This is a genomic window from Kineobactrum sediminis (assembly GCF_002868715.1).
GTDB classification, from domain to species: Bacteria; Pseudomonadota; Gammaproteobacteria; order Pseudomonadales; family Halieaceae; genus Kineobactrum; species Kineobactrum sediminis.
The window spans coordinates 138,751-160,267 of sequence record NZ_PKLZ01000010.1 but is presented as its reverse complement, the minus strand read 5'-3'; the positions used below and the strand labels follow the sequence as shown (position 1 = coordinate 160,267).

Annotated in this window: 21 protein-coding genes; 6 read left to right on the top strand and 15 right to left on the bottom strand. The window is 60.9% G+C overall.

What is annotated here, in order from left to right; all coding sequences use genetic code 11:
- Positions 1-102: 102 nt before the first annotated feature.
- The 13 genes from CWI75_RS14025 to CWI75_RS13965 form a co-directional block, all read right to left on the bottom strand.
- Entirely contained in the window at positions 103-1,536 is a 1,434-nt protein-coding gene (locus CWI75_RS14025; RefSeq protein ID WP_101522140.1) for a M48 family metalloprotease, read from the bottom strand.
- Between the two features lie 9 nt (positions 1,537-1,545).
- Positions 1,546-2,208: a hypothetical protein gene (locus CWI75_RS14020; protein WP_420913259.1), complete on the bottom strand. Its 663-nt coding sequence runs from the start codon at positions 2,206-2,208 to the stop codon at positions 1,546-1,548.
- Positions 2,205-2,861, bottom strand: coding sequence for a hypothetical protein (locus CWI75_RS14015; RefSeq protein WP_241521231.1), 657 nt, complete (start codon positions 2,859-2,861; stop codon positions 2,205-2,207). The genes CWI75_RS14020 and CWI75_RS14015 overlap by 4 nt, the downstream gene beginning before the upstream one ends.
- Positions 2,833-3,831, bottom strand: a complete 999-nt coding sequence (locus CWI75_RS14010; protein ID WP_101522138.1) for a vWA domain-containing protein — start codon at positions 3,829-3,831, stop codon at positions 2,833-2,835. The genes CWI75_RS14015 and CWI75_RS14010 overlap by 29 nt, the downstream gene beginning before the upstream one ends.
- A gap of 15 nt (positions 3,832-3,846) precedes the next feature.
- Entirely contained in the window at positions 3,847-4,938 is a 1,092-nt protein-coding gene (locus tag CWI75_RS14005) for a vWA domain-containing protein (protein WP_101522137.1), read from the bottom strand.
- Between the two features lie 2 nt (positions 4,939-4,940).
- Positions 4,941-6,251: a hypothetical protein gene (locus tag CWI75_RS14000; RefSeq protein WP_101522136.1), complete on the bottom strand. Its 1,311-nt coding sequence runs from the start codon at positions 6,249-6,251 to the stop codon at positions 4,941-4,943.
- Position 6,252: 1 nt separating this feature from the next.
- A complete protein-coding gene (locus tag CWI75_RS13995) occupies positions 6,253-7,050 on the bottom strand; it encodes a MotA/TolQ/ExbB proton channel family protein (RefSeq protein ID WP_101522135.1) in 798 nt (265 codons plus the stop codon).
- 9 nt (positions 7,051-7,059) lie between these two features.
- Complete coding sequence (locus CWI75_RS13990; protein ID WP_101522134.1) at positions 7,060-7,332, bottom strand: hypothetical protein; 273 nt, start codon at positions 7,330-7,332, stop codon at positions 7,060-7,062.
- A gap of 6 nt (positions 7,333-7,338) precedes the next feature.
- Positions 7,339-9,405, bottom strand: coding sequence for a PEGA domain-containing protein (locus CWI75_RS13985; protein WP_101522133.1), 2,067 nt, complete (start codon positions 9,403-9,405; stop codon positions 7,339-7,341).
- Positions 9,406-10,932, bottom strand: a complete 1,527-nt coding sequence (locus tag CWI75_RS13980) for a coiled-coil domain-containing protein (RefSeq protein WP_146003600.1) — start codon at positions 10,930-10,932, stop codon at positions 9,406-9,408.
- Between the two features lie 36 nt (positions 10,933-10,968).
- Positions 10,969-12,165 carry a hypothetical protein gene (locus CWI75_RS13975; RefSeq protein WP_206604738.1) on the bottom strand — a complete coding sequence of 399 codons (1,197 nt, stop codon included), beginning with the start codon at positions 12,163-12,165 and terminating at the stop codon, positions 10,969-10,971.
- On the bottom strand, positions 12,162-12,935 hold the full coding sequence (locus CWI75_RS13970; RefSeq protein ID WP_101522131.1) for a hypothetical protein: 774 nt from the start codon (positions 12,933-12,935) through the stop codon (positions 12,162-12,164). Before CWI75_RS13970 ends, CWI75_RS13975 begins: the two co-directional genes overlap by 4 nt.
- Before the next feature lie 325 nt (positions 12,936-13,260).
- A complete protein-coding gene (locus CWI75_RS13965; protein ID WP_146003599.1) occupies positions 13,261-14,505 on the bottom strand; it encodes an energy transducer TonB in 1,245 nt (414 codons plus the stop codon).
- A 141-nt stretch (positions 14,506-14,646) separates the two neighbouring features.
- On the opposite strand from CWI75_RS13965, the gene CWI75_RS13960 reads away from it, so the two are divergent.
- The gene (locus CWI75_RS13960; protein ID WP_101522129.1) at positions 14,647-15,441 is read left to right on the top strand and encodes a thioesterase family protein; all 795 of its coding nucleotides are present in this window, start codon (positions 14,647-14,649) and stop codon (positions 15,439-15,441) included.
- A 48-nt stretch (positions 15,442-15,489) separates the two neighbouring features.
- Here CWI75_RS13960 and ggt read toward each other — a convergent pair whose 3' ends face one another.
- Positions 15,490-17,223, bottom strand: a complete 1,734-nt coding sequence (gene ggt, locus CWI75_RS13955; protein WP_241521230.1) for a gamma-glutamyltransferase — start codon at positions 17,221-17,223, stop codon at positions 15,490-15,492.
- Between the two features lie 113 nt (positions 17,224-17,336).
- On the opposite strand from ggt, the gene CWI75_RS13950 reads away from it, so the two are divergent.
- Genes CWI75_RS13950 through CWI75_RS13940 form a run of 3 tightly spaced genes read left to right on the top strand, consistent with a single transcriptional unit; the run spans position 17,337 to position 18,795 of the window.
- Positions 17,337-17,642: a hypothetical protein gene (locus tag CWI75_RS13950; RefSeq protein WP_101522127.1), complete on the top strand. Its 306-nt coding sequence runs from the start codon at positions 17,337-17,339 to the stop codon at positions 17,640-17,642.
- 28 nt (positions 17,643-17,670) lie between these two features.
- Positions 17,671-18,309 carry a pyridoxamine 5'-phosphate oxidase gene (gene pdxH, locus CWI75_RS13945; protein ID WP_206604737.1) on the top strand — a complete coding sequence of 213 codons (639 nt, stop codon included), beginning with the start codon at positions 17,671-17,673 and terminating at the stop codon, positions 18,307-18,309.
- A 36-nt stretch (positions 18,310-18,345) separates the two neighbouring features.
- Positions 18,346-18,795 (top strand): lipocalin-like domain-containing protein, encoded by a 450-nt coding sequence (locus CWI75_RS13940; protein WP_101522125.1) that lies wholly within the window; start codon positions 18,346-18,348, stop codon positions 18,793-18,795.
- 10 nt (positions 18,796-18,805) lie between these two features.
- Here the strand turns inward: CWI75_RS13940 and CWI75_RS13935 are convergent, their stop codons facing one another.
- Complete coding sequence (locus tag CWI75_RS13935) at positions 18,806-20,092, bottom strand: CinA family nicotinamide mononucleotide deamidase-related protein (RefSeq protein ID WP_101522124.1); 1,287 nt, start codon at positions 20,090-20,092, stop codon at positions 18,806-18,808.
- A 110-nt stretch (positions 20,093-20,202) separates the two neighbouring features.
- Here CWI75_RS13935 and CWI75_RS13930 point away from each other — a divergent pair, with 110 nt between their 5' ends.
- Together CWI75_RS13930 and CWI75_RS13925 are read left to right on the top strand one after the other, a co-directional pair.
- Entirely contained in the window at positions 20,203-20,787 is a 585-nt protein-coding gene (locus tag CWI75_RS13930) for an NUDIX hydrolase (RefSeq protein ID WP_162300092.1), read from the top strand.
- Positions 20,788-20,880: 93 nt separating this feature from the next.
- Positions 20,881-21,513, top strand: coding sequence for an FKBP-type peptidyl-prolyl cis-trans isomerase (locus CWI75_RS13925; protein ID WP_101522122.1), 633 nt, complete (start codon positions 20,881-20,883; stop codon positions 21,511-21,513).
- The last annotated feature ends 4 nt before the right edge of the window (positions 21,514-21,517 follow it).

Sequence of the window (21,517 nt, the reverse complement as noted above, 5' to 3'; positions counted from 1 at the left end):
CGTCCATGTAGGCTCGTATCGCGCATCCATGCGCTCCACGGTCCGGGAAGAGGGTCCAGGGGCGGAGCTAGTGCTTCTGTTTTTGAGCGTAATTCTTGGGGTCTACTGGATGATTTTGAGCCAGTCGCCGGTGCGGGGTTCGCCGCGGGGGTAGAGGCCGTTGAGGAGGCGTAACTGGGCCTCGGCTTCGGGAATCTGGATGCTGGCGGCGAGGCTGGCCATGGTGGCGCCGCGGGGTACCTGGATGTAGCGCAGATAGCGTTGGGTGCCCTGCTGGCGCTCCCGGGGATGCAGGGGGCGGAAGCTCTCGATGATGGCGAGGAGGTCCTGGTCAGCGGTCGCAAAGTCGGCGGCGGCGCCTTCGAAGCGGTATTGCCAGTTGTGGTTGATCACGGCCAGTCGGCGGGCGCTGGTGGCGTTGCGGGCGATGGCGCTGTAGCCTTCCAGTCCTGCCTGTTCCAGCGTTATGCGGTTATCAAGCTCGCCCACTGCGGTGGTCTCCAGTATTTGTTGTGGGGTTTGCGCCGGGTCCAGGCGTTGCAGGGTGAGAGTGAGGCTGGCGCTGCCGTTGGGGGCTTTGGCAACGATGGCGGAGCTGCCGCTGGCCACCTGCCAGCCCGGCGGGTGGGCGAAGGTGAAGCCGAGTTTGGTGTGATAGTAGCGGTCATCTTCGCGCTTGCTGGCTGCCCCCCACACCAGGCCATCGGTGTGGCGCATGAATTCACCGGGCTGTTCGGGGTTCTCCGGAATACTATTGGATTCCAGTGCGTTGGCGGCGCGGATGACGGTCTGCAGGCGCTGGTCGTTGCGCGGGTGGGTTGCGTACAGGCCATGGTAGGTGCCCGCGGGTTTACCGGCGGTTTTGGCCCTGACTCGCTGGAACTGTTCCTGGTCTTTCAGTACGCCGATAACCTCGAGCAGGGCATCGGGCTCGTAACCGCTCAGGTGCATGTATCTTGCTCCCAGGCCGTCGGCCTCCAGCTCGTGTTCGCGACCATAGCCTCGTACCAGTTCGGTGCCGTACATGGTGGCGGAGTCCATTATTTGCCGGCTACCGGTCAGTACTCCCGCGGTGACGGCAAGCACTTGATTGGTAATGCTGCCGGCGCGCTGGCGGGCGGCATGGCGAGCGGTGATGTGGGCAATTTCGTGGGCGAGTACGCCGGCCAGTTCAGCCTCGCTGTCGAGATAACTGATCAAACCTCGATTGACATAGACGTAGCCACCGGGGGTGGCAAAGGCATTGATATCGGGGCTGTCGATAACGGTAAAGGTGAAATTGATATCGGGGCGATCGGCCTGGGCAGCCAGGCGCTGGCCGATCCTGGTTACGTACGCCTGTAGTTCCGCATCGTCATAGATGGCTTCATCATCGAGGATTTTGCGGTGCATTTCATCGCCAATCCGGGCCTCCTTTCCCTGGCTCATCACTACTACACTGGCCCCGCCGGTAGCAGGGTTAGTGGCGCAACCGGACAACGCTGCCAGTGCCAGGGTTATGGTGATAGCCTGAAGCAGGCGCGGGTAGAGTGACATGGCCACCTCCTAGTAATGCTGTGAGAGGAATTCCAGCAGCTGGTCGCCAATACTGTCGCAGGCGGTTCCCTGTACCGGGGCGATGATCGGAATGGGTATGACAACCGCAGGCATATAGGACTGTCCGGTGGCAGACGCATTGATCCGACCGACCTCGGCGCGGTTGCTGAAATCCCAGATAACGGCTTCGTAATCAGCGTCGTTGGACCAGGTACCAAAACCAAAGCAACCGGCGCCGCCCGGACTGATGCCGCAGGTCATGGACCCCGCCGCGTCATTGCGCACGGTGCTGCCGTCGATCCAGATCATGTAACGGGTTTGCAGTGCGGCCAGTTTTTCGGCTACCGGCAGGTGAGTAAGCAGTCGTCCCAGGTCGGCAGCCTGCAGGGGAGCAGTGCGCGGTTCAAACCAGGGGTACAGGGTATTCACGAATTCCAGCTCGTCGATGATGCGAATGGACTCATCCTGTGACGAAATGTGCTTGCCAACACAGCGAATGAAATCCGGTTCGGTTTCATAGTCACTGGCGTGACGACGACCGAGGATGACGACGGAAGCGTCACCAATGCCTTCGGTGGGACTGTTAAACACCATCTGGTCAACCGTGGCACTGACACAGCCGGTGACAAGCGGTGCCAGGCAGGCCCAGATCAGCAGGCGGGCGCGGTTCACAAGACGTCTCCCTTGCGCGGCAGTCCTGCCAGCCACTGTTGCACATCAGGTATCCTCAGAAAGCTGGTGGCGAAGTGCGCGCCTGCATCCCGCAGGGCCATAACGGCTGCCAGGTTAACGGCGCCCTCATCGCTTTGCATGAAGGCGGTGGGGGTCTTGCCATAGGCGGGCATGGTCCAGTTGGCAATGGGTTCGCCGCCGGTGGTAACCAGGTCAAGCCGGTAGCGCATCCAGATCTCATAAACCTTTACATTAGTCTGGGCAGGAATGGCGTACTGTAGTTCTTCCACTGCCAGCATGAGCACGGCATCCGTTACCGGGTTCATCTGCCCCGGGCCGGGCTTGCCCCGCATATAGACGACCTCGCGGAACATGCCGCGCAGCAGGGTATCCCAGAGTTCCACCTGGGCCTGCCCTGTTGAAACCCGCCAACTGGATTCCGCACGTCCCGCCGCCTCATCAAAAAATTCATGATTGGCAAACTCATCGTCGTACCAGATACCGATAGTGAGTGGCAGTTTGTTCATCACCGGGGCGGGAAACTGGCCTTCGACCAGTACCTGTTTGCCGCCGCAACCCGCCAGCAACATCACCAGTGCGAATACGGCCACTACTGGCAAACGCTCAAGGCCTGAAGTCATTAAGCCCGACAAAGGTACCTCCATTGCGATAAGTGAGCTCTCTCATTAACGCTGCAAATCTATGGACCGAATTCTGCTGGCCCGGAGCTTGTGTATAAAGTACGGGAAAGCCTATCGCGTGGATGCGTACCTGCTGTTTGCCGGTGTTGCTTTCCCGGTTCAATCGGTCAACGGTATCCAGTACCTGGCTTATGGAAGTGCCGGTGAAGTCATCGCCAAAGACATAGATACTGATTCGTTTGTCGGTATCGTAAAAAGTGCGGATGGCGTTGGTGATACCCTCGACCGGGCTGGAATTACTGAATACGTTCCAGTTACGCAGGCTTTGCATGATAGCGCTGCGCCGGGCAGGCGTATCCGGAATCCACTGACCGCGGTAGCGGCTGAACATATAGTCACCCATATCATTCATCACCTGGATGCCCTTTACCTCAGGATAGATACTCAATACTGCGTCAAGTTCCTTTAATACCCGATCCCAAGCATAGTAGAACATGGAGCCGGAGGTATCGATCACGAAAATAATATACTCGCTGTCGACCGGTATGCCACCAATGTAATTGTTCCGCGCCTGCTGTTGCTGTGCCTGCAGGCGTTTTTGCTCCTCTGACAGGGCCTGTCGGGCAATGGCGAGTTGCTCGGTAACGATATCGCTGGTGGTGGTCGCCACCTGCAGGCTGTCGTGCCGTGATTGTGTGGCGGCCAGCTGGCCCTGCAGGATGGCGATTCGCTCCAGGTATTGTGACAGTTGTTCCCTGCGGGCATTGAGGTCGCGATTGAGAACCTGGCTCTCGCCACGAATTTCGAACAGTTGTTCCTGTAGCCTGGCCACCCGTCCTTCAAGTTTTACTGCGGAGGCTTCTATAATCTGGGGCTGTACGGTTTTGGTGATGACCAGCAGCAGAATGATGGCGCCGAAGCCACAGCAGATCACATCCAGGAAGGAGAGGGAAAATTCCGCGGTGGCCCTGCGTTTTTTCATTATCGATCTCCGGGCCTAGGGCCAGTCCCTGGACGGGCTCATGAAACTGCCCTGGCTGGCCGTGGCCAACTGCCAGAATACCGAGGCCGCCATCGGGTCACCCTCCATGGGCGCTAGAATAATATTAACCGGTACGTTGCGTGGCAGCCGCCTTATTGCCTGCTGGTAGAGATCGAGGCGCTGTTTGCCGGTCACCGTGTTGCGCCCGGGGGTGCTGCTTCCCTGGGTAGGCAGCCCGTCGGTGATCAGGAAAATATTGTCTGGCCGCGGACTCAACTGGTTCAAGGCCAGGAAGGCATTTTCCAGACTGGTGCCACCGCTGGGCACGATCTCCCGCAACGCCGCAGTGACTGATTCCAGCTGCGGCTGGTTGGCCACTTCCAGCCATTTGCCGACGGTATTATCCAGCGCGGGCCGCGACTCGGTATTGAAGGTGATAACCTGGTAGCTGCTGCTGATGGGCAGCTGTGCGGTGAGCCAGTCCACGGTATTCAACGCTCTCACCCACTTATCCGCCTGGCGCTGGATTTCCGGCGCCATGTTGCGCAGGCGGATAATATTGACCACCCGGTCTGCCAGCATGCTGGCGGATACATCCAGCAGAATCACAATATGGCGACCGCCCAGGTTCAGGCCTGTGAGGTATTGCCGGTTACCCTCGCCGACAAAACTGCGGGCACTGAGGCCACCACTATCCACGGCGGATTCACGCAGCCGTTTTACTTCCTCCTCCAGGGCTACGATCTCTGCCTTGAGTGTCTCGACATCGGTACTTTCACTAACACCCTCCCGGCGCAGCGCACTGATCAGGGCTTCATAGCGATCGATGTCCGCCGTTATCCGGGTCGCCCGTCCCTGGGCCTCGACCATTGTCTGGTCGACCTCATCGATTGTATTACGCAATCGCACGAGTCCGGCCTCGCCGTCGGTAATTTCTTCTTCCAGTAAATTGACTTCCGCCAGGAGGTTTTCGTTGCGCTCCCGGGTTTCGGTTTCGATGGAGTGATCTATGATCAGGAATACCAGCACCACCGCGCCGAAACCACAGGACATGATGTCCAGGAAGCTGAGGTTGAAGGTAGTAAAACTGCGTTTCCGCCGGGCCATGCTCAGGCCTCGTTGACGGTAATCAACTGGAGTTTGAGCGTGTCATCCAGTTGCAGGCAGTCGCCACTGGCTACAGTGTCACCGTCATTACAGGCGTTGCCGTTGCGCGTAAGAGGGGCCGCTCCCGGCGATGCCTGAAGGTGCCAGCTGCCACCGGTATACACCAGCGACCAACCGTTGGCGACCACACTGCCGCTGGTTAAAGGCTTTGCCTGGTGATCCTGTAACAGGTGGGTAGGCGCAGCGCTTGCGGGTGTCGCACCGGCTGCCTGTGTCGGGGCAGTGCCGGCTAGTGGTGCGACAGCGGGCGTTGACGACCCGGCGTCGGCTGGTGGGATAGTGCGCTGATCGAGTTGCGGCAGGCGGCTGATGAAAATCAGTGCCTGCTCGCGCTGGACAATACGGGGTTCATGGACGGATAGCGCAGCCTGGAGATCTTGGGTGTCCAGCAGCGCACCCCCGAGCCGCGCCTGTAACCCCGGAAGTAGCGCTGTTATCGGGTCGAGCAACAAGAGTGTACTGCTGTCTTGTGCGGACATGCTGCTATGCACGCTGCGATACAGCGCATCGCTCGCCGCTTGCAAGTCGCCACGGGAAATACGCGCCTGGTAGCTATTTACCGTGATAGTGCTTTCCGCATGGCCCTGCAGCTGTTGCAGGATGGCCGGCAGGGCATCGTATAACTGCTGCTCGGTCTCTGCCCGTCGTCGCGGGTCAAATCGGGTCTGGCGAATGAAGGCACTGGCAACGGCTTCAACAATGCGCTCCTGCAACTGCAGCAAACCGCAGCCGGGCAGGGCGATGGCCTGTTGCAAGGCGACCTCTCCCCGCTCCGCGCGCAACTCCGTCAACAGGGCCTGGTGCAACTGGATTTCAAGGTGAAACACCGGGCAGTCGGTCTGGTACAGGCTGGCCAGTGCGACGCTGCGGTTAACCAGGCCCACGGCAGTGAAGGGACATTGCTCAATGATACCCAGGAGTAGTGCCAGCTGTTCCTGGTGCATGCTGCCCGGCACCGCCAGTAGAATTTCAGCCGGTTCGCCGGATTCACGGTGCAGGGCCTGCAGGTGGGCATGAACCAGGTCGGCATTATGCCGAGCGGGCCCCAGTGCCGGCTGCAGTGGGTCCGTCCCCAGCTGCCACCAGTAGCGCGTAGCGACGTCCCGCGGGCGCAGGCGGGCGCTGGCGCGAGCGGCTGCACCAAAGCGGTAACCACCGTTTTCAAGCAGCGCATAACCGGGACTTTGCAGGCGTTTTCCCAGATGCCAGAGCTGCAGGTTACTGTCAGTGATGTCGAGGCAGGCAATGGTCATATCAGTGTGCCACCAGATGGCGTAGCAGGTGCTTGTCGGCGTAGCGCTGACAGTCCAGCACCAGGCGCTCCTGGGACTGTTGCAGCTGGTGCAGGCAGAACATGATAACGATACTCAGCACCAGGGCGACAAAAGTGCTGTTGAAAGCAACACCCAGGCTGACGGTAACGCCGGAAATATCGCCTTCCACGGCCTTGTAGGCCTGGCCAAGCGCGTCCCCAATGCCGCGTACGGTGCCAATAAAACCAATGGAGGGAATGGCCCAGGCAATATAGCGAACCATGGAAAGCTCCGAGTCGAGTCGATCGGACTCCACTTCACACTGCTCACGAATGGTATCGGACACAGCCTGGATACTGCCGGTGGTCGAGAAGCGCTGGAGTGCGGAAAGCAGGGTCCTGGGCAGGAGGTAATCCTTCTCCCGTGAGGGGAGTGCTTCCAGGGAGCGACTGTACTCCCGCGCGTCTTCGGGCAGCAGGGTAGTACCCTCGGGAATGTCCAGCAGCGAGCGCTCCAGCAGCTGCTGCTCACGGAGGCTGTTGCGGCCCTTGTAGGCCATGATGGCGAGTGCCCACAGCAACAGGATGAAGCAGGCTTCCTGTTCGAAGTCGCGGATGACGACGGCGAGGGTTCGTTCGGGCACAAAGTCCTCACCGGCGGCCTGTAGTGCCATTTGCGACTGTAACTGGGCGTCGGCACTGGGCCTGATCACACCCACATAAAGGGCGTGGACGACGATAATGGCGATTAGCAGCGCGAAGAGCTGATAAGTAAATTCCGGGGATAGTCTGGTTTTCATTGTTGCTTCCTATATATCCACGGGGAACGAGACTGAGAGATCCTCTGAGATCTGCTCTGATGCCTCGTATTCGAAAGGTGACGTGCGCTCGCGCCCGGTAACCGATTCCGTGCCGGAATCACTGCCGCTGGAGGTGTCCGCATCCGCGCGGGCAGGCCCGGCGGCGGAATCCGCGGGCAGTTCGTTGTTTTCATCCTGTCCGTGGGATACGGCTGCGCACAGCAGGGCCATGGCAAGGAGGATACGCGCTAATACGTGTTTTTGTTTTTCGGGATTCAGCATGATGATTTACTCTGCATAGCGTGCCAGCCGGAATCCTACGTCATCCCGGCCTGCCTGCCCATAATCCCGATAGGGCAGGCGCAGTTCCGAGCGCCTGCCCATGGCCCAGCTGCTTCCGCGAATAACATAGTTGTCGCCGGTCTTGGGGCCGGTGGGGTCTGTCTCGGCGGCACTGTTGGCGCCCGGAATGCGGTAAACATCGTGCACCCATTCGGCAACATTGCCACCAAGGTCGTAAAGACCATAATGGTTGGGGGGAAAGCTGGCAACAGTGGCGCTGACTGCCTGGTCGTCGTTGTAGCCGTTGATGGTGCGTCCGGTGATGTAGGCGGAGCTGGTATCGGCATAATTTCCGGTAACCACGGTGGGCGGAAAGGTCTCGCCCCAGGGAAACGTCAGTAACTGGTCACCCCTGGTTCGGGCCGCCCAGGACCATTCTGCCTCGGTGGGTAGCCGATAGCCGATGGCCCCGGGGTTGAAGCCGGTGACGATGCCCTGCTCCTGTTGGTAAAAAGGAGCCAGCCCTTCCCGCTCGCTCAGCCAGTTGCAAAAGCGCGCGGCCTGCTGCCAGCTGACCTGTGCCACCGGCTGGTGCTCGCGGTTAAGGCTGCTTGCCTGTGCCTGCCCGGAGTTGTGGCTGGCCAGAAACTGGCGAAACTGGGCATTGGTGACCTCCGTGGTTTGCAGATAAAACATGCGGCGCAGGCTTACCGGTCGCAACACCTCGTTGGCTCGGCGGCCGGGCTCGCGCCGCGAACTGCCCATGGTGAATTCGGCGGGGCCGGATTCACCGGGAATGAACAGGCGCAGGGTCTGGCCAAGGGCGGTAGTGATTTCAGGCTGCAGGCGGGCCAGCCTGGCTTCTTTTTCAGTCTGCAGGTCAATACTGACACGCTGCTCGAGCGAAGGGCGGGGAGTGAGGCGCTGGTTAACCGTATTATACCCGGCCAGGCTGACCTGCACCCTGTGTTCATGTGCCGGCAATGACAGCGTCTGGTTGCCCGTGCCCACCAGCTTCCCATTGACGCGGACTTCGGCCCCGGCCGGGGTCACCTGCAAGTCTACGGTGCCCAGCTCCGCCACCAGTGCAATAGCTCTCTGGTCACTGGCACCGGCACTGAGCCGCACTGTCTCAGTGTGGCGGCGATAACCCGATCGGGACAACATCAGGCGCTGTGGCTGATCCGGCTTCAGGGAAAGGGTGAGGGGTGTCTGTCCCTGAAAATCGCCATCGAGTGTGACGTTGGCGCCACTGGGGGTACTGCTGAGCGTGAGCAGGCCAGCCGCCGGTACCAGCTTGATGATTGCGAGATCAATCGCTTGTCCCGCCCTCACATTGAGGGTCTGCTCAGCCTCGGTAAAGCCCATTTTGCGTAGCGCGAGCTCGCGCTCTCCCTGCAGGATTTCAAGGGTTGCCGGCGTAACCCCGCGGGGTTCACCGTTCACCAGTATCTCGGCGCCGGCGGGTTGGCTGGCAACAGTGACATTCGCCCAGGCCGGTGCCAGCCTGTTTTCGAAAGTCTGCGCCTGGTCGCGCCCTGTCACGCTGATGGTGCGGGTGACAGGCAGGTAGTGTGGGTGTTCCAGTTCCAGGGAGTAATCGCCTGGCGCCAGTTCCAGTATCGGCGAGGGGGTTTGACCCAGGGGTTTTCCCGCGACACGGATAACGGCGCCGGCGGGTTGCGAGACAATGGTGACCCGCCCAGGCAGGGGTTGGGGGTCGAAGGTGTAACGCTGGCTGTCTTCCCGGGTAACCCCAAGGGTGGTCAGCAGAGGGTAATAGCCCTTGGCGCTGATCTCCAGGCTGTACTCCCCGGGTCGCAACAGATAGCGCCCCCCCAGGACAAGGTGAAGACCGCCGACCTCCACGTTTGCCGGGTTGGTGGAATCGACGTTGATTTCCACCGAACGTGCACTGAACAGGAACCCCATGATCACTACAAACAGCAGGAGCACGGTGGGTAGCAGCCAATACCGCCAGTTGCGGCGGGGTGGCGGCGTTGGCGGGGCATCGCCCAATGGCTGGAATGCGCTGGGAGTGATGGTCCCGTTGGGAGCTTCGGGCTGTGGCATTCAGATTGGGTCCGTGCAGGCGATAAACAGACCAGCCGCTGTCTGGTCGTGCTGGATGGTGAAGTTCTGGCGGACATCGCGATAGCCGTCGCGGCTGCCTACTGCCGTGTACGTGCCGGGCCGCAACGATAGTGTTTGCTCCCTGATGCGGCCCAGCCGGGCGACCCGCTGGATGGTCACCTCAGTCAGCTGGTCAGAGCGCACCGTTACCGCAACCGGCGTGTTGGCCTGGCGCAGCAGGCGCTCCAGTTTGGCCAGTTGCTCGGCCAGTATCGGCCCCTGTGGCTGGAGACGGGAAGCCTGTTGCAGCAAGGCTTCCATATTCGCGGCAACCGCAGTATCGGCCAGCCGCTCGGGCTCCGCAAGGGTCTTGCTCAGTTGTTCGGCAAGACGTGCCCTTGGTGTGGCGCGGGCAAGGCCCTCCTGGGCAAATACCAGGGTGGCGTCAATCTTCAGCGCCTGGGCATAGCGTTCGGCTGCTTCCTGCCAGGATTCGCTGTCTTCCAGTTCACGCCCCTGGCGTTGCAGGTCTGCCAGTTGTGCCGCGGTTTTCGCGGAGCGCAGCTCGGCAACGGCGGCCGCCACTTCAGGACTGTTCGGGCGCAGCTTTGCCGCCTGTTCGAACGCTTTCTGGGCGGTCCCGAAGCGGCTGTTGTCGAGGGCACCATAGCCCTCGCTCATTGCCTGGCTGTAGCGCTGCTCCCGATGGGCTGCGGCTACTCGCTCCAGTTCTGCCCGGGCCCGCTTATGAGCCTTGTCGAGTTCGGTTGCCTCGCGTAATTGCCGCTCGGCAGCGGCCAGGTCGCCGTCTGTTTCAGCGTCGGCAGCATTCGCCAGCAATGCCATTAGCGGTTCCAGTGACGCGGCTCTTTGCTCAAGCTGCGCCAGCGCGCCGTTGTCCGGCTCAATTTGGCGCAGACGCTCCAAAGCCTTATCCAGCTGCTTTCTGTCGCCCTCTTCCAGGGCGGCTGCAGCGCTATCCAGTGCGGTCTGAACAATGACCGGGATTGCGGCTTGCACGGCCTGCAATTGTGCCAGGCTGTCTTCGTAATGTCCGCGCGCCTCGACAAATGCCCGGGCCTGGTACTGTTCATCGCCTCGGCCGGCGGCCGCTGTGGCCGCGGCATAATCATCCGCTGCCCAGCGTCGCGCACCCTGCTGTTCCAGGGTGAACTGCAGCTCCAGCAGCTCGGCGAGGACTTCCTGTGCTTCCTTGCGCAGGCGTCCCTGTTGGGCTTCTGACCAGGGGCTGGCGCCCGGGGCCTGGGCGGGGGAATTGTCCTTCGGCACTGTCGCAACCGGCGTCACAGCGGGCGCGCTCGCCTCTGGCGGCTGCAGGGGTGCCTGCGGTGCCAGCATTTGAGGCAACCAGAATACGACGGCGAGGGCGACAATCAGTAACAGCAACAGTGCGGGCATTACCCAGGGTGACCGGGGTTGTGTCGGTGTTGTCTCGGCGCTACCGCTTGCCTGGGGTTCCCTCACGGCAAATGGCGTTGGTTTTAATGGTTCATTATGATCGGACATGCAGTATCGAATGCCTTACGAATATGGCGACAAGGGTCAGGGAGCGGTCCGGCTTGCGGGAGGTTCCAGCGTGCCCATTTCGGCGTGGTAGATGTCGGCCAGCAATTCCCGCCATTGTTCGTACTGCTCTTCGGCGTTACCGCTAAGCATGACGGTGCGGTCCTCCAGTTCAATGACTCTCGGTGTAATCTCCGCCTCCAGGGACATGCCCAGTTCCTCCAGCGCAGCAACGTGAATTTGCGCTTCGGCGCGTTTTTCCAGGCCACTTTTGAGCAGGTAGCCACCGCCGATAATGGCCACATTTCCGGCGGCACGACTGGAGCCTTCACTACTGCCGGCAGCGACAATACCCGCGAGAATGGAGAGGCCACCCGCGAGCATACGTCGCCTGCTTTCTGTCTGCATCTCCTGCAGGGCCACGGACTCCTCGTAACTCATCTTGCGCCACTCCTGGTAGGGTACCGCCATTTCGCCGCTGAAATGGCTGTAGTGTTCCTGCAGGGTGTCGACAAACAGCTGATCGCGCTCGCGAATACTGCGCACCCGCTCCAGCATGGGGTCATTCCTGGCGGGCAGTCGCTTGATCACCAGCTGGTCCTTACGGTCTTTCTGCAGGTAACCGGCAAAGGCATCGGGTGCGAAGCTTTGTGCGAACAACAGTTCCGTCACCAGGCGCACATCCTGTAGTTGTGCCGGCTTCAGTGCCTGCTGTTGTTGCAGCAGGTCATTGGCAATGGTGTGGTAAATGGCCTGGAAGGGGTCATAGCTGTTGCGGGTAGTATTGTCATAGGCATAGCGGCTGGCATTGGCCGAGTAGTCCCGGTCCAGCCAGATGCGGTCGCGGGAATCCGTTGCCCTGATATGCAGCTCCAGTGCCTCGCCATTGGATTCGAGTATCGTGCCAGTGACCCTGAGGTCGGTAATCTGGTCGTCGTTGGGAACAACCCTGACTGCGCCCCAGGCGCCGCTGTTCTGCATGGCTGCCGCCAACAAGCGGGGCATGAAGCGAGCCTCGGCCTTGCGGACCTCGGGATAGATCTGCTGATCCTCCTCATAGTCTTCCAGGCCGGGGTCAAAGACGACCACCGCAACATCGAGGAGCAGCGCTTCCGGTACTGTTGCTGGAGGCGTCTGCAGGGGGGGAATCGCCGTGCTCTTTATGGTCTGGTTGACGCAACCCGATACCAGCAATCCCAGCAGGATTACGCTCGTAATAGTGTGCCATCGCTTCACGGGTCGATCCCCCGGTACCTGCGGTATTCGTCCCATAATTTTTCCCGAACCACCGGGTCGGGTTCGCGCATAGCCGCTTCGCGCAGTTGCCTTGCGACCACGTCATCGCCGTCACCGTCTGGAATATCAGCGGGCGGCGGATACTTGGCAGGATTGGCGGGCGCAGCACGCCCGGGGCCGCCGGCGCCACCGGCACCGCCGCTACCCCTGGCATCAGCGATATCGCCGTACGGATCACGCCCGCTACCACCGGCTGCCCCCGCAGACGCGGGCGGTGGATTTTCCGGTTGGGCGCGGGAATCGGAGCGGGCGGTGCGCCGTTGCTGTTGCTGTTCCTCCAGGATCATGGCGTCGAAGTCGCCTGCGCTGGATTCCAGACGGGCATCGAGAATTGCTATCTGCTCGGCAGGTGTGAGCGGGCCGTTGCCGCTGCTGCCCTGACCACTATCGTTGTCGCCGGTACCATCACCGCCGGTGCCACTAGCGGCAGCGCTGCCTTCACCAGCGGCTTCCGATTCGCCGCTTCCGGCAACGGCACCCGTACCATTTTCACCCGTTGCCGCCTCCATGGCAGCGAGAATACTTTCCATGGATTGGGTGCTGGCGGGAATATCGCGCATATCCGGCAGGGCACCGGGATCGCCGGTGCCGTCGGCGCCATCGCCGAAGCCCGGTTCTGCCTCAGCGCCGGCGGTCGCGTCGGCAGCGGCGCTATCGCGGGCACCCTCGCCGGCATTTTCCTGTTCGCCACCGGGTTCACCCCCCGGCATTTCACCCCCTCGAGATGCGGTCCGCTCGCTGCCGGCGTTGCCATTCCCGGCATCCTTGCTGCCTTGTGCAGTGTCTGTGACGGGTGCAGAGGGGGTGCCTGTGCTGGCGGGGGAAGGGGAACCTGTTTCAGTGGACTGGGAACCGCTGCTACCGGAACTGCCGGAAGTGGGCGGGGGAGGTGATGACGGGCTACCTGCACTCGAAGGTGCTGACGGTGGCTGTGGCTGGGTCGGATTATTTGCGCTGGGACACCCGGCAAGAAGCAGGCACAGCCCTGTTACCAACAGCAGAGGTTGGTTGTGGGAGACGTATTTCAGGCGTTCTTTATTGCTTGCTGTCATAAGCGAGAGTCAGTTTCTCTGTTGCCAGGGGTTCTCCGGTAGCCAGGTCAAACCTCGGTCTGAAAAGCGTCTGTCGTAACCTGCGCATCAGGCGATTGGCAAATCCATTGGCATTGCTGTTGTCGTCGAGCCGGTTCAGATTGCTGACCCGCCCTTCTGCACTAACGGTAAACTCCAGTACGACATCTCCGCTGGATGTGCTGGCGCGTGGGCTCAGCGGGTCGCTGGCCATCGTTGCGGGCAGCGCCTCCGGCTTCCCAAGAAACCTTGCAGCTGACAATTCGGCACCATCATCGGCAACAAGTTCCTCAATAGCCTGGCGATAGACCGCAAAAGCCTCTTCATGCTTTTGGTGCCATAGCATCCAGTCGCCCAGCATGACCAGGGTGAGGGCCGGGGTGTCGGCCCCTGGTTGCCGATGGATCTGTTCCAGATTGTGGATCGCCTTCAGCAGTGCCCGACCCTGGTCGTAATTGTCTTTCCGGTAGCCGGTAAGCCGGCGTCCGCCCCGGTCATTGAAGCCGTGGCCGGTGCCGGATCCACTCTGCAATTGATAGTCTGAAATCAGGTAGTGAGCTCGCAACATTTCATGTAACGGTTCCAGCAAGGCGGGAGACTGATCGCCTTCCTCTTCCAGGATTGCATTAAGGGCCAGTCTGTTCAATTCCCACATTTGCAGCAGGCGCTGGGCGGGCTCCTCGTCTATCGCATGGATATAGGCCTGCCCCTGCCAGCGCGCATGCTGCAGCAGGGCCCGGGTGCGCTGGGCAGGATCACTCAGGGCGCGCATTTGTACCCGGTAAAGATAGTCTTGCCGCTGGTCTGCGCCGAGGTAGTCCTTGAGTGCAGTAAGGCTTGCCACTTCTGACTGCAGCAGGGGTATTTGCTCGGTGCTATACAGTCCGCTGGTGACCCTGGCCAGATGGGTGCCGCGCTTGAATACGGCGATCGCATCACCGTGACGCCCCTCTTGCTGCAGAGACAGGCCGAGGCTCAGCAATTGCTCAGGAAGTGCCGGCCCATAGGCGCCGTATTCGCTTTCAAGGGCCGTTATGGTCCGGCGCAGTTGTTGCTGTTGGTCGGCTTGGAGCGCGATATCGCGGCCACTGTCCGCCAATCCGGGTTGAATGGACGTTGCGGCTTCACCGGTGATGCCGGTGTCAGCGAAACCGGGGCCTGCCAGCAGTGCACTGGCGAACAGTAGTGTGCGTGCGTGCAGTCTCATCATTGCGCTCATCACTATCACGGCAGATTAGCCCATAAATCGGTGGCGACTACGTTGGGTACAAGTATATACATTTCTCCGGTCGCCACACAAAATACGCACCGGCATCTCAACAGGTGCTCTTTTTTTTGCTTTGGAGTCGTGATGAGTCAGTTTGAAACGGAAACCGCTGTTCACCAGCAGGAAGACAATCTCTGGGTTGGGGAGTTGCATGCCGGGTGGCGTATCGGGGCGGTGCCTAACGGGGGATATGTACTTGCGGTCGCCGGCAGGGTGTTGCGCGAGGCGCTGCCGCACAAGGATCCGCTGGCGGTAAATGCGTTTTACCTGGCGCCCACCGTGCTGGGTCCGGTTGAGTGCCGTGTCCAGCCTTTGCGTGAAGGGCGTAATACCACCCACGCCACTGTGGGCATGTACCAGGAAGGCGAACTTAAGGTTCAGGTGACCGCGGCCTATACCACGCTCGCCAATTTAGAGGGGCCAAGCTGGTCGGCGGTCGAACGCCCGGCTTACCCACCGTGGGACCAGTGCAATCCTGGCGGTGATAGCAAACTGGAGTTTCGTCAGCGAATTGATATTCGATTGATGGATGACACCGATGTATTTAAGGGCGGCACGCCTTCCGGGCGTGGCGAGTTCAGGGGATGGGTACGGCATGCGGATGGCGCGGATCCGGATGCAATAGCCCTGCTGATGTTTGCCGATGCGTTTCCGCCGCCTGTATTCAATATTGTCGGGTTGGCCGGTTGGGTACCGACCATTGAATTGACAGTGCAGGTTCGCGCGCATCCGGCGCCCGGGCCACTGCAGGCCCGCCTCTTTTCACGGCATCTTACCGATGGTGTGATAGAGGAGGATGGCGAGTACTGGGACAGTGCCGGCCAGCTGGTGGCAGTCAGCCGCCAGACCGCCAAGGTCAGGCTGCCGAAGCCGCGTTAACCGAAGCCGCGCTAAGAAGCGAGGCGCCCACGTTGACTGCCGGCCATCTCAGTAGCCGGCGACATGACCGCCCGGGCGCCGGGTATCCGTGGCGCCGAACAGGTAGCCCCGCTCAAGCATGATCGACTGGGTGCGACCCAGGGTGCGTTTGGCGACATCCACCTTGTGGCCCTTTTCTTCAAGCAGGCGCAGGGTGTCCGCGCTGATGCCTTCCTCGACCAGCAAACGGTCCGGTAGCCACTGGTGATGTACCCGGGAGCCCGCAGCGGCGGTCGCAATGTTCATGTCAAACACGGAAGCATTGAGGATTGTCTGCAGAACCGCCGTAATGATGAGACTGCCACCCGGGCTGCCGGTGGCGAGCCAGGGTTTGCCCTCCCTGAACACCATGGTCGGGCTCATGGATGACAGGGGGCGTTTACCTGGTTCGATCCGGTTGGCGATACCCTCCACCAGGCCGAAGGGATTGGGCTGGCCGGGGCGGGCTGCGAAGTCGGCCATTTCGTTATTCAGCAACAGGCCGGTGCCGGGCACTGCAATATGGGAGCCAAAGCTGAAATTAAGGGTATAGGTGTTGCTGACCACGTTGCCAAAGCGGTCGGCGACGGTGTAATGGGTGGTGTCCCTGCTCTCATCCACCAGTACCTGCCCGGGGGTGATTTCCCCGGCAGGTGTAGCGCGCCCGGGGTTTATGAGTGCGCGCTGGCGTTCGGCATAGGCTTTGCTGGTAAGCTCGGCAACCGGCACCGGCTGGAAGTCCTGGTCTGCGAGATAGCGGCTGCGATCTGCATAGGCCAGCTTCATACTTTCGGCGAGATGATGGAGGTACGCCGCACTGTTGTGGCCCATGCCCTTTAAATCAAATCCCTCGAGAATGTTGAGCATCTGGATAATGTGTACACCGCCAGAGGAGGGCGGTGGTGTGGAAACAACTTCAACCCCATGGAAGTTGCCGCGCACGGGCGTGCGTTCCAGCGCCCGGTAGCCGGCAAGATCGGCAGTCGTAATCAGGCCGCCGTTCGCGGCCATATTGGCGGCGATCCGCTGCGCCACCTCGCCTTCGTAAAATCCTTTGCTGCCGTGCTGGGCAATCTGGCCCAAGGTCCAGGCCAGGTCGGGCTGCCGCCAGATTTCACCGACCGCGAACGGGCTGCCATCCGCCTTGAAAAACAACCGCCTGGCCTCCGGATCCATCAACAGGCGCTCCGCCCTGGCGTTGATTTCATGGTTGAGCGCGAAAGAGACCGGCAGGCCCGACTCCGCAAGGGCGATGGCCGGTGCCAGCACAGTGGCCAGCGGCAGTGTGCCGTAGCGTTCCTGGGCCAGCACCAGCCCTGCGACAGTGCCCGGCACACCCGCCGCCTGGTGACTGAAATAGGCCCGCTCGCGGTCCACTTCCCCCTCCTCGTTGAGGAACAGGTCCGGGTGCGCAGCGGCGGGTGCGGTTTCCCGATAATCAATCAGGGTCTGCTTGTTACCTTCTGCCAGGTGGACCAGCATGAACCCACCCCCGGCAAGATTGCCCGCGCGGGGATAACTGACCGCCAGGGCAAACCCGGTTGCCACCGCGGCATCCACCGCATTGCCGCCGCGTTGTAAAACGGCCAGGCCGATTTCCGCTGCCAGCTGCTCGGGCCCTACCACCATGCCCTGGCTCGCCACTTCGGGCAGGAAGCGGCTGCCAAAATCGATGATGGGCGTTTGTGCCGCTGGCTGGGCGTTTAGGGGTGCTGTCAGCGCGATGCTGAAACAAAGGACAATAACGAGGCGCAGGTAAATCACGTGGCGGGTTCCTGTGGCAGTGGGTGGTAGGGACTTTAACTGTTTTGCCGGAAAACGCATACTCTGCCGGGGCGAAGGCTTCTATCCACAGGCGGGTTAAAACAGGAGATGGCATGGGCGACCTGATGGCACTACTCGACGAACGCTGGCAAACCCTGTTTCAGCGCCTGGCGACCGGTGAAGATGCACCGCCGACCCTGCGCCTGCGCACCGAGGGCCTGATGGAGGCCGCTCTGGTGCTTGAACTGGCAACCGAGGAGGCACTGACCGCGCGCATGGGTGAGCATTATCAGGCGGCCTTCGGGTGTTCTCTGGAGCAGCATTTCGATGCCGACTGGCAGCTGTTTTTCAGGTTCCCGCAGATTCCGGCGATGGCGCACCGGGCACCGGTCTATCCCACTGCCCCGGATGACTTATAATGCCCGTATCGCTAATGAGGAGTCACGGGTGAACTACGAAGAATTCAGGCGCGAGTATCTGGCCGGTGGCCTGGAGCGCGACATGCTGGCGGAGTGCCCTGTGGCGCAGTTTGAGCGGTGGCTGCAGCAGGCGGTGGAGGGCAATATTCCCGATCCCACCGCAATGGTCCTTGCAACGGTGGACGATGAGGGCTTCCCCTGGCAGAGGATTGTTCTGTTGAAGGGTGTTGCCGCCAGCGGCTTTGTTTTCTATACCAATTACGGTAGCGCCAAAGCGAAGGCGATCGCGCGCGACTCCCGGGTATCCCTGCTGTTTCCCTGGAATATGCTCGAACGGCAGGTTATCGTCGGCGGACGCGCGGAGAAAATGTCGGCGGCGGAATCGGCGCGTTATTTCCTCAGTCGCCCCCGGGACAGCCAGCTGGCGGCCTGGGCATCGCGACAGAGTCGCCCCATTTCAGCCCGCCAGCTGCTGGAGGCACAGATGGGCAGTTTGCGGGCCAAGTTTGCCCGCGGTGAAATTCCAGTGCCTGATTTCTGGGGGGGGTACCGTATCATTCCCGAACGTATGGAATTCTGGCAGGGTGGCGCGCACCGGCTGCACGATCGCTTCCGCTATTATCTCGAAGCAGACGGCAGCTGGCGTGTTGAGCGCCTGCAGCCCTGATCTTATCACCCACACCAACAGGAGCACGAGTACACCATGATTGAACAGCATGAACTGGTGGGAGCCTGGCAGCTTGAGAGCTGGTCTATCGGCTATGAGGAGAGGGAAGGGTTTAGCCATCCTTTTGGTGAAGAGCCGCGTGGCCTGTTGCTGTACAGCGAGGACGGCTGGATGAGCGCCTCGATCAGCCGCCAGGATCGAGCCCGCCTGCCGGTGGGGGAGAGTCCCCGAAAGATTCCCGATTCGCAGCAGGCAGCGGCTTACAGCAGTTATTTCCATTATGCGGGTCGCTACCGCGTGGTGAACGGCGACGTCATCCATTACGTGACCCAGAGCCTGAACCCGAATTTCCCCGGTACCGAGCAGTTGCGTCACGCCGAACTTGATGGACAGACGCTGGTATTGACCGGTAAGGATGAGGCCGGTGGGGTTGTCCGCTACCACACACTGGTTTGGCACAGGGCGCCGGCCACCGCTCCTGCGTAGTGCCAGCTGATCAGCGTACCCGGCGCTGGCTGAAATAACGGGGCTCGGAAGCCACGCCCAGCAAGGTGCGCCGGATCATATCGAGTCCGGCCGCGGCAATCATGGTCTGGAACAGGCTGCGCTCTACCGGCCAGCACAGGCAGCTGGTGCGCAATGCGCCGGCGCTGCCCCAGGCCAGCCACACAGTCCCTACAGGCTTGTCTTCTGTGCCACCTTCGGGTCCGGCGATGCCGGATACCGCAATGGCGTAATCGGCACTGGCGCGCGCCAGGGCGCCAGTGGCCATTTCCAGTACCACCTCTTCACTTACCGCCCCATGGTTGGCGAGGGTGGTCTCGCTCACGCCCAGCACGGCTGTTTTGATGTGATTGGCGTAGGTCACAAAACCCGCGTGGAAGCCATCGGAAGAGCCCGGAATGCGGGTCAGCATACTGGCTATCAGGCCGCCGGTGCAGGATTCCGCAACAGTCAGGGTGTGGCCCCGCTCGCGCAACAGTTCGAGCACCCGCTCTGCAAGCTGGGTGTTGCCTTCGCCGATAATATGGTCACCGAACAGTGCTTCCAGCCGGGCTCGGCACTGCTGCTGCAGGGGTATTGCAGCAGCATCCGCAATGGTCAGCTTGATTTCCATCTGCGGTGCTCCCGCGCGGAAGCCAAGCTCAACCTCGTCTGGCCAGTCGGGGATGGTGTCACTGATCATTTGCTGGGCGCTGGATTCGCCCAGGCCGAAGGTTTGCAGGCGCAGGATCCGGCGCCGGGTTGGGCTGGCCAGGGTATTTGCGAGATCGGCGACAATGCCATCGAGCATGGCCGCCAGTTCGCCCGGCACTCCGGGCGTACAAAGTACCCGGCACTGACCAATACCGAGTTCAAAGCCGACTGCGCTACCAATGGGATTGGCGATGATATCCGCACCTGCGGGTAGCAGTGCCTGTTTGCGATTGGCGGCATCCAGTGGCAAGTTGCGCCGGCCGCACCAGGCCTGCAAATGGGCGACGGCCTGCGGATGCTCCGCCAGCGGAACGCCGGCTGCAGCCGCCAGCACTGCAGCGGTGAGGTCGTCAATGGTAGGGCCGAGGCCACCGTTGATGATCACGATATCGGCGTTGCTGGTCATATCCAGCAGTTCAGCCTGCAACAGGCTGGTGTCGTCGCCCACAGTGACCTTGCGATAAACCGTAAGGCCGACCTCGGCCAGGCGCTGGGCTATCATCGCTGAATTGGAGTCTACGGTGTCACCGCTCATGATTTCGTTGCCGGTAAGCAATAATTGTACCCTGGGGTCGCGCTTGTTCATGGTGCTTCCTTGGCATTTCGGGCGCCCAGCATAGCGCCAATGCTTTTGTCAGGGCAAAATGCTAGTGTCTGGTGTTGATGAAAATGGCTGGAACGGGTGGAGAGACGACGGTGAGTGGCAGATTTTGTCCCGAGTGCGGAGCGGTGCTGGAACCGCACGTCGTGGCCGGCGAGGTGCGGGGACACTGGCGCTGCACAGTCTGCGGCCGGCTTCATTATGACCACCCGATGATCGTGGTGACCTGTTTTGTGGCCTGTGGCAAGCGCTTGCTGTGGGTGAGGCGGGCGCTGCCACCCAAAGCAGGTGCCTGGGCCGTTCCCGGTGGCTTTCTGGAGCTCGGCGAAACCCTGGCGGAAGGTGCTGCCAGGGAATTGCACGAAGAGGCCGGTGTCCTTGTGCCGGCGTCGCGGCTGGACTTCTACATGGTGGGTACCATCACCTTCATCAACCAGGTGTATATGGCCTTTCGCACCACCGTGGAATCGGAGTTCACCCTCCCGGGGGTGGAGTCACTCGAGTGCGCCTTTTTTTCCCGTGAGGAGTGTCCCTGGGACCAGGTGGCCTATCCCGAGGTGAACGAGGCTATTGTCCAGGCCTACGATGACCTCGATTCCGGTGTGTTCGATATCTGGCATACGGAAATGACCGAATCCCGCTATCAGCGGCAGAGGGTCAGGCAGCACCTGCCGTCATAGCCCGTGCCATTTTCCGGTCCTGCGGGGCGGCGGGCGATGAGCGGATATGATAAAGTTCAGAGCTCACATTCTCTGGAAAAACGGATCAGTTTCATGGCATTACTCCCCGAGGTGGAATTAACCACCGATGAACAAAAGGTCAGCTACGGTTTCGGCCTGCAATTTGGCGACCAGTTGCGTCGCAATTACTTTGAAGGCCTTGACCTGCAAGCCGTCATGGCGGGTATGCAGCACTGGTTCAATGAGCAGCAGTCACTGCTGGCCGATGGCGAAATCAATCCCAGTTACGACGTCATCAGGGGTCGGCAGGAGGCGGCGATGGCTGAACTTGCCGCAAAACAGCAACAGCTTGCGGAGAAATTCCTGACGGATAATGCGGCTCGGGAAGAGGTGACCACCACCGCCAGCGGCTTGCAATATGAAGTACTGGAGACCGGCAGCGGCGCCAGTCCCGGACCGCAAAGTGATGTCGTCACCCATTATCACGGTACGTTTATTGACGGCAGCGTATTCGACAGCTCGGTGCAGCGCGGCCAGCCGGCGGAATTTGGCGTGCACCAGGTCATCCCCGCCTGGACCGAGGCGCTGCAGTTGATGAGTATTGGCGACAAATGGCGCATTACCAGCCCACCTGCACTGGCCTACGGCGAGCAGGGCGCCGGCGACACTATTCCACCCAACACGCCCCTGGTGTTTGAAATCCAGCTGTTGGAAATCAAGGAGTGAAATC

Bases quoted from the DNA above. Each gene is read 5' to 3' on its own strand.
- CWI75_RS14025 (WP_101522140.1), bottom strand. From the start codon at position 1,536: ATGTCACTCTACCCGCGCCTGCTTCAGGCTATCACCATAACCCTGGCA.
- CWI75_RS14010 (WP_101522138.1), bottom strand. From the start codon at position 3,831: ATGAAAAAACGCAGGGCCACCGCGGAATTTTCCCTCTCCTTCCTGGAT.
- CWI75_RS14005 (WP_101522137.1), bottom strand. From the start codon at position 4,938: ATGGCCCGGCGGAAACGCAGTTTTACTACCTTCAACCTCAGCTTCCTG.
- CWI75_RS14000 (WP_101522136.1), bottom strand. From the start codon at position 6,251: ATGACCATTGCCTGCCTCGACATCACTGACAGTAACCTGCAGCTCTGG.
- CWI75_RS13995 (WP_101522135.1), bottom strand. From the start codon at position 7,050: ATGAAAACCAGACTATCCCCGGAATTTACTTATCAGCTCTTCGCGCTG.
- CWI75_RS13990 (WP_101522134.1), bottom strand. From the start codon at position 7,332: ATGCTGAATCCCGAAAAACAAAAACACGTATTAGCGCGTATCCTCCTT.
- CWI75_RS13985 (WP_101522133.1), bottom strand. From the start codon at position 9,405: ATGCCACAGCCCGAAGCTCCCAACGGGACCATCACTCCCAGCGCATTC.
- CWI75_RS13980 (WP_146003600.1), bottom strand. From the start codon at position 10,932: ATGTCCGATCATAATGAACCATTAAAACCAACGCCATTTGCCGTGAGG.
- CWI75_RS13970 (WP_101522131.1), bottom strand. From the start codon at position 12,935: ATGCCGGGGGGTGAACCCGGTGGCGAACAGGAAAATGCCGGCGAGGGT.
- CWI75_RS13965 (WP_146003599.1), bottom strand. From the start codon at position 14,505: ATGATGAGACTGCACGCACGCACACTACTGTTCGCCAGTGCACTGCTG.
- CWI75_RS13960 (WP_101522129.1), top strand. From the start codon at position 14,647: ATGAGTCAGTTTGAAACGGAAACCGCTGTTCACCAGCAGGAAGACAAT.
- CWI75_RS13950 (WP_101522127.1), top strand. From the start codon at position 17,337: ATGGGCGACCTGATGGCACTACTCGACGAACGCTGGCAAACCCTGTTT.
- CWI75_RS13940 (WP_101522125.1), top strand. From the start codon at position 18,346: ATGATTGAACAGCATGAACTGGTGGGAGCCTGGCAGCTTGAGAGCTGG.
- CWI75_RS13935 (WP_101522124.1), bottom strand. From the start codon at position 20,092: ATGAACAAGCGCGACCCCAGGGTACAATTATTGCTTACCGGCAACGAA.
- CWI75_RS13925 (WP_101522122.1), top strand. From the start codon at position 20,881: ATGGCATTACTCCCCGAGGTGGAATTAACCACCGATGAACAAAAGGTC.